This is a genomic window from Nocardia sp. CDC160, from assembly GCF_035818795.1.
Taxonomy (GTDB): domain Bacteria; phylum Actinomycetota; class Actinomycetes; order Mycobacteriales; family Mycobacteriaceae; genus Nocardia.
This window is the reverse complement of sequence record NZ_JAYKYT010000005.1, coordinates 534,913-548,442: the sequence shown is the minus strand read 5'-3', so window position 1 is coordinate 548,442 and position 13,530 is coordinate 534,913. Positions and strand designations below refer to the sequence as shown.

The window sequence follows — 13,530 nt, the reverse complement described above, 5'->3', positions numbered from 1 at the left end:
GCTCAGCGATTCAGTGCGGCGAAGAATTCCCGAATATCCCCGACCAGCAACTCCGGAACCTCCAAGGCCGGAAAATGCCCGCCGGAGTAGAACTCCGACCAGTGCACGACATTGTGCGCCTTTTCCGCGAAGCGCCGGATGGCGAAGTCCGCGGTGGTGAAAACCGCGACGCCGGTCGGCACCGTGCCCCGCGGCTGGGGTGCGAACATCGTGTAGTCGTGGAATCGCTCGTAGTAGTAGTTCGCCACGCTGCGCGCGGTATCGGTGAGCCAATAGATGGCCACGGTGGTCAAAACCCTGTCCCGATCGATGGCCTGCTCCAGCTCACGGCTCAGGTCGGTCCATTCGTGGTACTTCTCCACGATCCAACCCAGCTGACCCGCGGGCGAATCCGCCAGCAACTGCGCGAGTGTATTCGGGCGCGACCCGGCCAGTTTCATATAGGCCGACCCGTTGTCCTGGAACTCCTTCATGGCCGCCAGCCGCTGCCGCTCGGCCTCGGTCAACGCGGCCATATCGGCCGGATCACCGGTCGGGAAGGTGACCAGGGCGTTGACGTGCACGCCGATCACATGCTCGCTGTCGGCGCGCCCCAGCCGCGGGGCCACGAACGCGCCGTGATCCCCGCCCTGCACGCCGTAGCGCTCATACCCCAGCCGCGCCATGAGCTTCCCCAGCGCCGCCGCGACTGTGCCGTCGTTCCAGCCGGTTTCGGTGATCGGCCCGGAGAAACCGTGCCCGGGCAGGGTCGGAATCACCAGGTGAAAGGCCGGAGCCTCGGGCTCGCCGTGGGCGGCCGGGTCGGTCAGCGGGCCGATCAGGTCCAGGAAATCGGCGGGGGTCCCGGGCCAGCCGTGAATCAGCACGAGCGGCACGGCGTCCGCGCGCTCGGACCGGATGTGCAGGAAGTGCAGATTCTGGCCGTCGATGGTGGTCGTGAACTGGGGGTACTCGTTCAGCTTGGCCTCGACGGCACGCCAATCGAACTTCTCGGCCCAATAGGTGGCCAGCTCACGCAGGTACGCCGTGGGCACCCCGCGCTCCCACCCGACGCCGGGGACCTCATCGATCCAGCGGGTGCGGATCAGGCGCTGACGCAGATCGTCCAGGTCGGCCTGCGGAATGTCGATGCGGAAGGGGCGGATCTCATTGCTGCTCATGACCTCGAGTTTTCCGATAAAGACCCCGCCCCCACATCACGAGAATTCATTATTCGACGGCTTGGCTGGGCGCTTGACCGGGATCACGGCATGATCGTGGAGTGGTGAGTTTTCCCGGCAGCAGTGCCCTGGTCGGTCGGGCCGCTGAGGTGTCCGCGCTCGTGACGGCGGTGGGTGATGCGGGCACGCACGCGGTGCTGATCGCCGGTGAGGCGGGGATCGGGAAATCGCGGCTGATGGGGGAGTTCACCGGACGGCTCGACCCGGGATCGCTCGTGGTGGTCGGGCGGTGCCCCGAGCTCGGGACCGGTGGCGTGGCGTTCGCGCCGTTTCTGGCGGTGCTGCGCGGACTGGTGCGCCAGCTCGGGGTGGCCGCGGTGGCCGAGCTGCTGCCGCCGCGACCGGCGCTGGCGAACTGGTTGCCGCAGTTGGCCGTGCACACCGGCGGAGCGGCGGTCGAGGCCGATCGGATTCGGCTGTTCGGTGAAATCCTCACGGTGCTGGAGCAATTGGCACTGGCCCGGCCGGTGGTGGTGATCCTCGAGGATCTGCACTGGGCCGATGACGCCAGCCGGGATCTGCTCACCTTCCTGGTGGCCAACCTGACCGACGCCGACGCGCTGATGGTCGGCACCTACCGGCCCGGTGAGGCCGGGCCGCTGCGCGGGCTGGTCGCCGAACTGCGCCGCAACCCGGGCGTCCGGGTGCTGGACCTGGCTCCCCTGACCCGGCACGAGGTCGGTCGCCAGCTCGCCGCGCTGCTCGGGCGCGAGCCCGAACCACGGCTGATCACAAAGGCTTTCGAACGCAGCGGCGGCAATCCACTCTTCGTCGAGGCACTCGGCCAATCGCCCGAGGAACTGCCCGCCGAACTGTCGGATCTGCTGCTCGGCTTCCAGTCCGGCCTCGCCCCGGACGCCTACGCCACCGTCCGGCTGGCCGCCGTGATCGGCTCCCCGGTCCGCCACGAACTGCTCGCCGCCACGGCCGACCTCCCGCCCGGCGAATTACACCGTGCCCTAAGGGAATTGATCGACCGCCACCTGCTGCTCCCCACCGACACCGGCTACGAATTCCGCCACGTCCTCATCCGCCAAGCCATCCACGACGACCTGCTCCCCGTCGAGCGCACCCGCCTCCACGCCCGCGTGGTAGCGGCCCTCCGCGCCGAAACCGTCCTTCCCACCGCCGACACCCTCGCCGAACTGGCCTACCACTCCCATGCCGCAGGCGATCTCGTCACGGCCCTGACCGCCACCTGGTCCGCCGCATCCATGGCCCCGCCCACTCACCCCGAACGCCTACGCCTACTCGAACAACTCCTCACCCTCTGGGACCGCGTCCCCACCCCCGAATCCCTCGTGCCCACAACGAAACTCGCCATCCTCGACCAGATCGTCGAAGTGGCCCTGGCCACCGGCGCGACCGAACGCGGCCTCGCCGCCGCCGACACCGCCCTCACCCTCCTCGACCCGAGCGGTGAAGGAGCGGTCGACGCCGGGGAATTCGAACCCGAGCGGGTGGCGCGACTGTATCGGCGGCGGGCGTATTTGCGGGCGACCACCGGGGCCGGGCCGGGGAAGGATTTGGTGCGGGCGCTGGAATTGCTGCCGGTGGAGCCGCCGAGCGCGGAGCGGGCGGAAGCGTTGGTGCAGTCGGCGGCGGCGCGGATCTTCCGAGGGGACGCGGTGGGGTCGGCGGCGGATGCGCGTGCAGCGCTGGCTATCGCGCAGCGACTGGGTGTCGACGCGTTGGTCGCACGCGCGCACGCACACTTGGGGTTGGCGGGCGCGGCGGCGGCCGAGGTGGCGGCGGCGAGTGCGGCGGCCGAGACGGCTGCGGTAGGTCGGGTGTCGGCCACCGGGGCCGCCACGGCGGCTACGTCGGCGGCGAGCCGGGCGGTGGTGACGAGACCGAGCGAAATCGACTGGGCACTGGCACATTTCGCTCAGGCGCATCGGGCCGCGGCGGGGGCGGGGGATGCGCGGGTCGTGGTGGATGTGGCCACGTGGGAATCGGCCCTGCTGGTGGCGGCGGGGCGGTACGAGGCCGCCATTGCGGCGGTGCGCCAGGGGTTGCGGGCGGCACACGAGTCGTTTCGGTTCGGGGAATCCGCGCCGATTCTGTATGTGAAGTGGGCGCAGGCCTTGGCCGCGTTGGGGCGGTGGGGTGAGGCGCGGGCGGTTGTGGATGAGGCGCAGTTCGGGGAGTTGCCGCCGTTGAGTCGGGCGGCGATGATGCTGTGCTTCGCGCGAATTTCCTTGGCGGAGGGTGATTCCGGGGCGGCTCGGGATGCGGCCGAAGAGGTTGCCCGGCTTTTGGGGGACAGTCGATGGGCCGCGCAGTATCGTCTGGAGCTCGTCGCCTTGCGTTGCGCGTTGGCACTCGAGGCGGGTGCGGAGGAAGTGGCGGCAGCCGATCTCGCGGGCCTGTTCGCGGATCCGAACGGCGCGGCGACCCTGTTCGCGCATCCGCACGAGGCGTGGCCGCTGGTGGTATTGGCGGCCCGAACCGCCGGAGCGCCAGCGGAATTGCTCGCACTGGGTGATGCGCTGCCCACGGCCTCGCCGGTGGATTCCGCGCATCGGGCGGTGTTCACCGCGCGTTTGACGGGTTCGGCAGCCCGGTGGCTCGCGGCGGCGACCGCGTGGCGTGCGATCGAGCGGCCCTACGACACGGCCATCGCCCTGCTCGGTGTGGCGGAATCCGCTGCGGCCGAGGGGAATCGACCCCAGTCCGCCTCGGCTCTGTGGGAGCTGATCGAGATCGCCACGCGACTCGGAGCCGTCCCGCTGCGCCGGGCCGCCGAGGCGGTGTCGGAGCGGGCGCGCATTCCGCTCGCCGATCCCGCGGGACAGCCGTCGAAAGCCCAGGGCGGCAATGCTTCCGGCAGCTTCGGTCTCACCCCGCGTGAACTCGATGTGCTGCGGCTGGTGGCCAAGGGTCTGAGCAATCGGGGCTTGGCGGCGGAGCTGTTCATCAGCGCGAATACCGCCGGTGTCCACGTCTCGCGCATCCTCACCAAGCTGGGCGTGGCCAGCCGCACCGAGGCGGCCGCCTTCGCTCACCAGCACGGGCTGCTCGGTGAGTCCGCCGAAAGGGACTGAACGTCAAGGCAATCGGGGTTCCAGTCCGAAGATCCGAAACAGCTCCTCGAATTGGAAGTACGTGATCATGTGGGTGATCAGACCGTCTCTAACGGTGAAGACCTGCAGGCTGTGCAGCCGGTACCCGCCCTCGCCGTCGCGGACGTAGGCCGCCAGCGCGGGCTGCCCGTTCGCCCCCACCGGCAGCATCCGCCAATCGCTGCCCGACGTGTCGAACACCCGCCCGATGAATCCGGCGTAATTCTCCCGCCCCACGTACCAATTGAGCATGGGCGGCATCTCGAGAATCACGTCGTCGGACAGCAGCTTCTCCAACGCCGCGAGGTCCGCGTTGCGGAAAGCGGTGACATAGCTGTCCACCACGGTGCGTTGCTCGGCGCTCTCCGAGACATCGTCCTCCCGGATCCCGCTCTGGTTCAATGTTTTCCGCGCCCGCTGCAGCGCGCTGTTGACCCCGGCCGGAGTCATGTCCAGCGCCTGCGCCACCTGTGCGGCGGGCCAGTCGAGCACCTCGCGCAACACCAGCACCGCCCGCTGCCGCGCAGGCAGCTGCTGCATGGCCGCCACGAACGCCAACCGCAGACTGCCCTGCGACAGTGCGGCTTCCGACGGATCGGCGATCAGCGAATCCGGAATCGGTTGCAGCCAAGGGATTTCCCCGCCGTGCAGCAAGCCCTCGCGCGGATCGTCTCCCGGCGCGTGCCCGAGTCCGGACGGCATCGGTCGCCGCCCCCGCTGCTCCAACGCGGTCAAACACGCGTTGGTGGCGATCCGATACAGCCACGTCCGCATTCCCGCCCGGCTCTCGTCGTAGCTGTCGCGCGCCCGCCAGGCCCGTAGGAACGTCTCCTGCACCAGATCCTCGGCATCCTGCACCGACCCGAGCATGCGGTAGCAGTGCGCGAGCAACTCCCGCCGATACCGGTCGGTGCTTGCCGCGAAGTCCACGTCCGCCATGCGCTCAGCTCCTCGAAACGACCCTGCCGAACTTTCTACACCGACGCCGATGAATCCGGCACGCCCCGCCGGTAGGTACTCACGAGCCGCACCCCGCGGCCGTCACCCGAGGAGGAAACCATGTCCGACACCGCCGTACAGACCGCCGACCGCGAAGCCGTCCTCGGCATCCTCACCGGCGTCTACGACGCGTGGGCCGCCAATGACGCCGACGCCTTCATCGCCGACTACGACCCGGACTCCACCTCCGTGTTGCCCGGCGAGTTCCGTTCCGGCCGCGACGAGGTCCGTGCCCACATGGCCGCCGGTTTCGAAGGCCCGCTCGAGGGCTCGAAGGTGCTGAGCAATCCGCAACAGGTCCGCTTCCCGATCCCCGACACCGCCATTGTCGTCAGCCGCGACGCGATCCTCATGGCGGGCGAATCCGAGCCCCCGCAGGATCGCTGGGTCCGCTCCACCTGGACCATGATTCGTCGCGACGGCCGCTGGCTGCTCACCGCCTTCCATACCTGCCCCGCCTAGCCCGGCAACCGTCGAGCACCGCAGCGCCAGCCGCCGCGGTGTTCGACGGCTCGATGGCTGAGCCGATCTTGCTCGATGGCAGAGTGGAGCCCATGGAGAAGCAGACGAGTCGGGGTGTACTGGTGACGGGGGCGTCGCGGGGGATCGGTCGCGCGATCGCGAAGGCGTTCGCCGACAACGGGGATCGGGTAGCGGTGCATTATTCGTCGCGGCGGGCGGAGGCGGAGCGAACGCTGAGCGAGTTGGTCGGTGCGGGCCATGTGCTGATCGGCGGCGACGTGTCCGACGCCGACGAGGCCGCGCGGATCGTCGACGAGGCGATCGCCGCCCTGGGGCAGGTGCACGTGCTGGTGAACAATGCGGCCGTTAATCTGCCACATCCGCTGCCGTCGACCGATTACAAGGAGTGGCAACGGGTTTGGCGACAGACCGTCGACGTGAACCTGCTCGGCACCGCCAACGTCTCCTACTGCGCGGCCCGCCACATGATCGACAACGCACTGCCCGGCCGCATCGTGAACATCGGCTCGCGCGGCGCGTTCCGAGGCGAGCCCGACCATCCCGCCTACGGCGCGACCAAGGCCGCAGCCCAAGCACTCTCGCAATCCCTCGCGGTCTCGCTGGCCCCCTATGGAATCGGAGTAGCCTCCGTCGCACCGGGATTCGTCGCCACCGAACGGGTAGCCGACCGCGTCACCGACGCCGTCCGCGCCCAAAGCCCCTTCGGCCGAGTAGCCGACCCCGCCGAAATCGCCGCCGCCGTCCGCTATCTCGCCTCCCCCGAAGCCATCTGGAGCTCAGGCACAGTCCTGGACGCGAACGGCGCCTCCTACCTCCGCTGACACTGCCTGCCCCGGAGCCCGCCGCGGGTCCGACTTCGGAGGGATAGTAATAGGGCTGCGCGGCTGACGATGAACGTGAGAGGTCCGGGTGAGCGGATCGACGTTCGCAGCAGCTGAGGTTGGGCCGTGATGACCGAACAACCGTCCAGGGTTGCAGTGCTGATTATGGGGGTGCTCCTCATCATCGATGTCATCACCTACCAGTTGGCGATGGGAACCCCCGCCGCACCGGACCCTGAGATTCCTACCGGGTTGGCCAGCGGCAGTTCTGCACCGGTGGGCCCCTGGCGGCTGACTATGTCCGACTACACACTCGCCGGGGACCACTACGAGGTAACGGTGAACGCGCGCAATGAAAGTTATGACCCCGCGGATCTGGCCGGGCTGAGGTTCTTCGGCGGCTCCACCAACCGCAACGGCTTCACGGATGTGAACAAGCAAACCAGCCTGGACTGCGCGGCCCGCGATGTCCCCGCGTTACCCCGGACCGGACTGATCGCGCCCGGCGCCGAAACGACCGGGCGAGTGTGCTTGCCGATCAACACATCCCGATACGGATCGGATCGGATGTGGAGCCAGGTCAGTGCGTACATCGGCGACGGCACGTCGATCGATTCACCCATCGTCACCAATCTCGCCAGCGGAGAGGTCAGTTCGTACGGCGGCAGCGGCCATGTCCCGGATGGCGACCATGTCTCGACGAAGGTTCACACCGAAATAGGCGACATTCGCACCGACGGCCCTGCCACGCACGTCACGTTGGCCGTTGCGCACCGCCGCCTCTACCGCGATTGGTTGCTCTACATCGCCGCCGCGGGCGGTCGGGAATGCGAACCCGGATCGGATCACCGCGTGCTCCTCGAGGCCGCGGGCCCGCGATCGGACCTCACCGGTGATACCGTCGAACTCTGTGTTGTCGGCCAACTGAAAACCTACACAGTCGGTCTCACCCCGCGCGCGTTCTGGGAGTTCCCACGCGCGAACTGAACGAGGTTGAAGTTTGGGCGTGGCCGGTGCGGTCATAACCCCCAGTGACCGCGAAGGGAGTGAGCGCATGGCCAAGTTCCTGATCGTCTTCCGCAGCCACAAGGACACCTTCGACACCATGTCGCCCGAACAGATTCGGATGTTCAATCAGAAGTGGCAGGAATGGTGGGCGCAAGGCGCACGGGAAGGCTGGATGCTCGACGCGAGCAAGGCCCTGAAGACCGAAGGGCGCGTCATCAACGCCGACAACACCGTCACCGACGGCCCGCTGGTGGAAGGTACAGACGTCGTCCGCGGTTACCTGAACGTGCAGGCCGACACGCTGGATGCCGCAGCCGAGTTGGCCAAGGCCTGTCCGGTCCTGCAACACGGCGGCCGAGTCGAAGTGCGACCGTTCTTCGAAACCCATCCGGGCGTATGACCTGATGTCTGTGCGGCCCAACGAGACCGAAAACGACGCGATCGCCGCAACCTCTCGAATCGAGAGTGTTGCGACGATCGCGTGAAATCGCCCTCGCGGGGCTCGTACCGCGGTTGCCTCGCCTACGGCACGACCTCGACGGTGTCGCCGGGGTTCAGGTAGTTGAAGAATTCGCGCGCCCCGTCCGGTGTCATCCGGATGCAGCCGTGCGACTTCTTGTCCACCGGCCCGATGTGGAAGGCGATGTCCCCGTTGAAGAACACCGCGTATTCCATGGGAGCGTTGTGCATGGTGCTCCAGTGGAACGGCTTCTTGAACGACACGTGGAACACTCCCGGCGGGGTCTCGAAGCCGGGCATGCCGTGCGAGATCGGGGTGGGGCCGAAGACGACCTTGCCGTTGTCCATCAGCCACGCCTCATTGGTGCCGAGCTTCAGGCAGGCGCGTGCGCCCGCGGTGGTGCACGGCGCGTTGACATCGCTGGGGGCGATGCCGGGGACGATCGCCGGGACACCGGGAACATCCGGGCCACCGGGCCACAATGGTTCGGCTTGCGCGGGCACCGCCGCGAGTCCTGCGACCGCGACACCGGCGAAGACCGCCGATTTCGCCGCCAAGCCGAGGGAACTTCTGCTCATCATCGACTCTCGACCCTCTCCTAGCCTTGGCCCGCCACCCTGTTCGATGCGCCTATCAGGGCGAAGGGACAGTTCTCTGTTGGAACGAGCATGGGACCACTGGGTACCGGAGATCATTCTGACTGGTGTGAATGGAGATTCGCGGGATAAACAGCCTCGGACGCGCCGACACGCCCACCGAATCCGATGGGCACGCCGGTATCACCGCGCGCCCGGGCGTGGCGAGGCGGCATCTCATCGAACCGGCGGCAGGGTGCGCTCGTTCGGGTCGACGCCGGTCGGCATGTGCGCGCCATTGTTGGGCACATCCGGGCGCGGCGCGTTGGCCGAACCGCGAATCTGCTGGTCGGCCTGCGGATCATCGCAGTAATTCCAGCGGAAGAAGGTCGGGATCGTCACGATGTACGCCGCGAGCGCCCGGGTCCGGTACTGGCACCACGGCCGGGGCCAGGCATCGACAATCGTGTAGAACTCGCCGTCGTGCGCGGGCACACCCATGGCGGAGGTGCCGATCACCAGCGCCGGGAACAGCGCCCGCAGCGCGGGCAGTCGCAGCAGCGCGGCCCGAACGATCGCGCTCATGGTGGTGACCAGGCTCTGAATCGGATCCATGTTCCGGTCGAGCGTGGCATTGGCGACGGCCAACTGCTCGGGCGCGTTGTCGAGTAAGCGCCGCAGTTCGCCGTCGGCATTGCGGGCCTGGGTGACCAGCAACTGCGAATTGCGGGTCAGCGTCCCGAGATCCGGTTGCGCGTGGGAACTGGTGCTCGCGATGACCTGCAGACTCTCGATGAGGCTGATGGTCTGTGGGAGCCGATTGTCCAAACCGGTGGTGGCCAGGCTCAACCCGTCGATGAGGCCGCGCAGTTGATCGGGCCCGCCGCTCAGCGCGGTGTTCAGATTGTCGAGAATGACCCCGATTTTGTCCGGATCGATCTGCGCGAGCATCTCGTTGCTATTGGACAGCGCCTCCCAGACGGGGACCGGCGTGGTGATGCGGTCGGGATTGAACGCGATGACCTGACCGTCGTGCAGGAACGGCGGGTTGTCGGTGCGCGGCCGGAAATCGAGGTACTGCTCACCCGCGGCCGACAGCGCGCCGACATGGATATCGGTGTCGGCGGGGATCTTCCAGCGGTCGTCGATCTTGGCGGTCGCCGACACCGCGGCCCCGCCGTCGATGAGGTCGATCGAGGTGATCGACCCCACCCGATACCCGCGCCAGGTGACGTCGTTACCGGCCTGCAAACCACCCGACTGATTCAGTTGGACGGTCACCGCGTAGCTGCTGCCGGGCCGCTGCACCCGTGCGATGTCGATGGCCAGATAGGCCGCGCCCATTAGGAGCAGCACCACGAGAGCCAGATTCGCCACCAGGATTTTGCGCTCGCGCAGGAATGTCACTTCGGGCCCGCCTCCACCGCTGATCACAGCCACATAGGTTCGATGCACAGCAAACATCAGGCGAAACTGCGCGCAATCTAACCACACCGGGGGCGGAGGACCCGGCAACGGCCGCCGTCGACCTAGAAACCGGACATGCCGTGCGTGCCCGAGCTGTCGTCGAGCATGCCGAGTTGGGCTGCGCGGACGCCGATTTGGAATCGGCTCCGGACCTCGAGGCGGGCCATGAGGTCGGCGATGTGACGGCGATAGGTGCGCAGCGAGACACCCAGGCGGCGCGCGGCCGCCTCGTCGATGAGACCGAGGTTCAGGGTGTTCAGTACCGCGCGGGCGGTGTCGTCGAGCACGATTCGGCCCCCCGCGGGTTCACTCAGCCCGTGCCCGGATTGCCAGCTCAACAGCGCGAATTGGTGCAATGCGCGCAGCAGCGCCGGTTCCCGCACCAGATACGCATACGGCTGATCGGCCCCCGCGCCACTCCACAGCACCGCGACCCGCCGATCGATGATCAGCGCATTGTGGAAGTCGTTGTCCGTGACCCGAATCTGCGCCCCGCGCGAGGAGTGCCGCAGCAGCGGCCGCCGATCCCGCAGTTCGAGATAGTCGGGGGAGTACAGCAGCCGCACCTGCTTCCCGGCACTGAGCAGATCGTCGACCACCACCTGCCCGAGCCGCAAATGATCCACCGAATTGGCCGGATTGGACACCGCCACCACCGCTTCCCGCCGCGCAAACCGCAGCAGTTGTTGCACATCCTGATCCCAATGCCCGTCCTGACTGAACCGGACAATCCCGGTGGCAAGCCTCCCGAACCGCTTGTGCTCCATCACTTCTCCGATCGTGACACCCGAACCGCCACCCTCCGGCGAATCTGGCAGCTTCCTGCCACCCGCCCGCCCACAGCCCCGCCGCTCCGTACGTTCGGCCCATGCACCTCAGTTTTAGCGAAGACCAGGACCGCCTGCGCAAGCGACTGCGCGAGTACTTCGCCGACCTCGTCACACCGGAGGTCCGCGCGAGCCTGCGGCCGGGACCCGGCGGCGAACACGGCGAGGGAACCGTCTACAAGGACATCGTCCGGCAACTGGGCCGCGACGGCTGGCTGGTGCTGGGCTGGCCGGAAGAACATGGCGGACAGGGCCGATCGATGCTGGACCAGCTGATCTTCCTGGACGAGGCCGCCGCCGCGGGCGTGCCCCTGCCGTATCTGACGGTGAACACGGTCGGGCCGACCATCATGCGCTACGGCACCGCGGAGCAGCGGGCGCACTTCCTGCCCAGGATCGCCTGCGGCGACCTGCACTTCTCCATCGGCTATTCCGAGCCGAGCGCCGGGACCGATCTCGCCTCGCTGCGCACCCGCGCGGTCCGCGACGGCGACGACTACGTGATCACCGGCGAGAAGATGTGGACCAGCCTCATCGAATACGCCGACTACATCTGGCTGGCCGCCCGCACCGATCCGGGCGCGGGCAAGCACGCCGGACTGTCCATCTTCATCGTTCCGACTGCGGCACCGGGGTTTTCGTGGACCAAGGTGCACACCATGGCCGGAGTCGGCACCAGCGCCACCTACTACTCCGAGGTCCGGGTGCCCGCCGCGAATCTGGTCGGCGGCGAGAATCGGGGCTGGGTGCTGATCACCAATCAGCTCAATCACGAACGCGTGGCGCTGGCCTCGGCCGCACCGCTGCGGGAGTCGCTGCGCCAAGTGACCGCATGGGCACGGAATACGGTGCTGCCCAATGGCTCCCGCGTCATGGACGCCGAATGGGTGCGCATGCATCTGGCCCGCGTGCACGCGCACGCCGAATACCTGAAGCTGCGCAACTGGCGCACCGCGTGGGCGGCCGATCGCGGTGACCTCGGACCCGCGGAAGCCTCCGCCACCAAGGTCTTCGGCACCGAGTTCGCCCTCGAGGGATACCGGCTGCTCATGGAGGTGCTCGGCGCGGAATCGGTGATCCGCGCGGATTCGCCGGGCGCACTGCTGCTGGGGCGGATCGAACGCTTCCACCGCTCCGCGCTCATTCTCACCTTCGGTGGCGGGGTCAACGAGGTGCAGCGCGACATCATCGCCAAGACCGCGCTCGGACTGCCCGTCACCCGCTGAAGCAAGGAGTAGCACAATGGATTTCGATTACACCGAGGCACAGCGGGAACTGTCCGGGCTGGCCCGCGAACTGCTCACCGACTGGTCCGCCCGCCATCCCCGACCCGACGACAGCGGCTTCGACTCGGGGCTGTGGAAGGCCCTGGCGGGCAGCGGGTTACTGGAGGCGGCGCTGCCGGAACGGGCGGGCGGAGGCGGCTACGGGCTGCTCGAACAGTGCGCCATCCTGACCGAGATCGGCCGAACCCTCGCTCCCGCACCGTATTCCACGAGCATCGCCGTCGCCGCGGCCACCATCGCCGAATTCGGCGACGACCATCAGGTCGAACGCCGGGTGCAACCGCTGCTGCGCGGTGAGACCACCGTGGCTCCGGTGCTGTCGCGGGTGACCCCGGTGCTGACGGGTGGTAGTGCCGCCTTCGACGCCCGTCGCGACGGGCGGGGCTGGCGGGTCGACGGTGCGCAGTCGGCCGTCGCGGCGGCGGCCTTCGCCGACGGATTCCTGATCGAGGCCCGCGCGGGCGCGAATTCACTACTGCTGCTGGTGGATCGCGACACCGAGGGCCTCGCGGTCACCGCACAGCGGGTGGTGAACGGTACCGACGCGGCGCTGGTCGAACTGCGCGCCGCGGCCGTCCCCGACGACGATGTGATCGCGGTAGCCGGGGCGGCGGCGTGGGCTGGCCGCCGCGCAACCCTGGCCACCTGTGCCCTGCAGCTGGGCATTCTGGAGCGCGCGCTGCAGATGACCTGCGAATATGCCTGCGAGAGAAAGCAATTCGACAAGCCGATCGGCACCTTCCAGGCTGTACGGCAGCGCCTGGCCGACGCCTACATCGACGTCGAGGCCGTGCGTCTGACCCTGTGGCAGGCCGCCTGGCGCGAAGCCCACGCCCTGCCCGCCGAATCGGAGATCGCCGTCGCGAAGTTCTGGGCCGCACAGGCCGGGCACCGGGTCGCCCACACGGCCGTGCACGTGCACGCGAGCACCGGCATCTATCTGGACTATCCGATGCAGCGCTACTTCACCGCCGCCAAGCGGGCCGAATTCGAATCGGGCAGCGCGACCGACCAGCTCCGCCGCCTCGGTGACCGGCTGGATGTGGTCGCACCGTGAATTGTGGTCGCGCACCGTGACTCATGGTCGCGCGCGCCGTGAATTGTGGTCGCGCACAGTGAATCCGCGGGCAAATGTCGTGAATGGGGGTGAGTGCCGGATACCGTCGCCTTCGGCGGCGACGGTCATCCGGACCTGCACGAGCCGTGTGCACACCCCTCGTATGCACGCGGGTCTTGCCTCCTCACGCGAATGCCCCGGGTGTTGCAGCCCCGGGGCACCCACGTGGACGCACAGTGCCACGGGGCGATAAAAAGCGAAT

At 68.0% G+C, this 13,530-nt stretch carries 12 protein-coding genes; 7 read left to right on the top strand and 5 right to left on the bottom strand.

What is annotated here, in order from left to right:
* Nucleotides 1–2: 2 nt before the first annotated feature.
* Nucleotides 3–1,160 (bottom strand): epoxide hydrolase family protein, encoded by a 1,158-nt coding sequence (locus VMT40_RS30310; RefSeq protein ID WP_326362477.1) that lies wholly within the window; start codon nucleotides 1,158–1,160, stop codon nucleotides 3–5.
* A gap of 104 nt (nucleotides 1,161–1,264) precedes the next feature.
* On the opposite strand from VMT40_RS30310, the gene VMT40_RS30305 reads away from it, so the two are divergent.
* Nucleotides 1,265–4,267, top strand: a complete 3,003-nt coding sequence (locus VMT40_RS30305; RefSeq protein ID WP_326362476.1) for a helix-turn-helix transcriptional regulator — start codon at nucleotides 1,265–1,267, stop codon at nucleotides 4,265–4,267.
* Between the two features lie 3 nt (nucleotides 4,268–4,270).
* Here the strand turns inward: VMT40_RS30305 and VMT40_RS30300 are convergent, their stop codons facing one another.
* Nucleotides 4,271–5,275: a sigma-70 family RNA polymerase sigma factor gene (locus tag VMT40_RS30300; protein ID WP_326362801.1), complete on the bottom strand. Its 1,005-nt coding sequence runs from the start codon at nucleotides 5,273–5,275 to the stop codon at nucleotides 4,271–4,273.
* A 69-nt stretch (nucleotides 5,276–5,344) separates the two neighbouring features.
* Here VMT40_RS30300 and VMT40_RS30295 point away from each other — a divergent pair, with 69 nt between their 5' ends.
* The 4 genes from VMT40_RS30295 to VMT40_RS30280 all read left to right on the top strand — a co-directional run bounded on the left by VMT40_RS30295 (nucleotide 5,345) and on the right by VMT40_RS30280 (nucleotide 7,996).
* Nucleotides 5,345–5,746, top strand: a complete 402-nt coding sequence (locus tag VMT40_RS30295) for an SgcJ/EcaC family oxidoreductase (protein ID WP_326362474.1) — start codon at nucleotides 5,345–5,347, stop codon at nucleotides 5,744–5,746.
* Nucleotides 5,747–5,838: 92 nt separating this feature from the next.
* Nucleotides 5,839–6,588: an SDR family NAD(P)-dependent oxidoreductase gene (locus VMT40_RS30290; RefSeq protein WP_326362472.1), complete on the top strand. Its 750-nt coding sequence runs from the start codon at nucleotides 5,839–5,841 to the stop codon at nucleotides 6,586–6,588.
* Between the two features lie 129 nt (nucleotides 6,589–6,717).
* Nucleotides 6,718–7,575: a hypothetical protein gene (locus tag VMT40_RS30285; RefSeq protein WP_326362471.1), complete on the top strand. Its 858-nt coding sequence runs from the start codon at nucleotides 6,718–6,720 to the stop codon at nucleotides 7,573–7,575.
* A 67-nt stretch (nucleotides 7,576–7,642) separates the two neighbouring features.
* Nucleotides 7,643–7,996, top strand: coding sequence for a YciI family protein (locus VMT40_RS30280; RefSeq protein WP_326362469.1), 354 nt, complete (start codon nucleotides 7,643–7,645; stop codon nucleotides 7,994–7,996).
* Between the two features lie 122 nt (nucleotides 7,997–8,118).
* Here the strand turns inward: VMT40_RS30280 and VMT40_RS30275 are convergent, their stop codons facing one another.
* From VMT40_RS30275 to VMT40_RS30265, 3 genes are all read right to left on the bottom strand, one after another.
* Entirely contained in the window at nucleotides 8,119–8,634 is a 516-nt protein-coding gene (locus VMT40_RS30275; protein ID WP_326312177.1) for a L,D-transpeptidase, read from the bottom strand.
* Nucleotides 8,635–8,868: 234 nt separating this feature from the next.
* Nucleotides 8,869–10,038, bottom strand: a complete 1,170-nt coding sequence (locus VMT40_RS30270; RefSeq protein WP_326362468.1) for an MlaD family protein — start codon at nucleotides 10,036–10,038, stop codon at nucleotides 8,869–8,871.
* A gap of 122 nt (nucleotides 10,039–10,160) precedes the next feature.
* Nucleotides 10,161–10,865, bottom strand: a complete 705-nt coding sequence (locus VMT40_RS30265; protein WP_326362466.1) for a hypothetical protein — start codon at nucleotides 10,863–10,865, stop codon at nucleotides 10,161–10,163.
* Nucleotides 10,866–10,966: 101 nt separating this feature from the next.
* On the opposite strand from VMT40_RS30265, the gene VMT40_RS30260 reads away from it, so the two are divergent.
* Together VMT40_RS30260 and VMT40_RS30255 are read left to right on the top strand one after the other, a co-directional pair.
* A complete protein-coding gene (locus VMT40_RS30260; protein ID WP_326362465.1) occupies nucleotides 10,967–12,151 on the top strand; it encodes an acyl-CoA dehydrogenase family protein in 1,185 nt (394 codons plus the stop codon).
* Nucleotides 12,152–12,167: 16 nt separating this feature from the next.
* The gene (locus VMT40_RS30255) at nucleotides 12,168–13,268 is read left to right on the top strand and encodes an acyl-CoA dehydrogenase family protein (protein ID WP_326362463.1); all 1,101 of its coding nucleotides are present in this window, start codon (nucleotides 12,168–12,170) and stop codon (nucleotides 13,266–13,268) included.
* Nucleotides 13,269–13,530 lie beyond the last annotated feature (262 nt).

Bases quoted from the DNA above. Each gene is read 5' to 3' on its own strand.
- VMT40_RS30265 (WP_326362466.1), bottom strand. From the start codon at position 10,865: ATGGAGCACAAGCGGTTCGGGAGGCTTGCCACCGGGATTGTCCGGTTC.
- VMT40_RS30255 (WP_326362463.1), top strand. From the start codon at position 12,168: ATGGATTTCGATTACACCGAGGCACAGCGGGAACTGTCCGGGCTGGCC.
- VMT40_RS30275 (WP_326312177.1), bottom strand. From the start codon at position 8,634: ATGAGCAGAAGTTCCCTCGGCTTGGCGGCGAAATCGGCGGTCTTCGCC.
- VMT40_RS30260 (WP_326362465.1), top strand. From the start codon at position 10,967: ATGCACCTCAGTTTTAGCGAAGACCAGGACCGCCTGCGCAAGCGACTG.
- VMT40_RS30310 (WP_326362477.1), bottom strand. From the start codon at position 1,160: ATGAGCAGCAATGAGATCCGCCCCTTCCGCATCGACATTCCGCAGGCC.
- VMT40_RS30280 (WP_326362469.1), top strand. From the start codon at position 7,643: ATGGCCAAGTTCCTGATCGTCTTCCGCAGCCACAAGGACACCTTCGAC.
- VMT40_RS30290 (WP_326362472.1), top strand. From the start codon at position 5,839: ATGGAGAAGCAGACGAGTCGGGGTGTACTGGTGACGGGGGCGTCGCGG.
- VMT40_RS30295 (WP_326362474.1), top strand. From the start codon at position 5,345: ATGTCCGACACCGCCGTACAGACCGCCGACCGCGAAGCCGTCCTCGGC.
- VMT40_RS30285 (WP_326362471.1), top strand. From the start codon at position 6,718: ATGACCGAACAACCGTCCAGGGTTGCAGTGCTGATTATGGGGGTGCTC.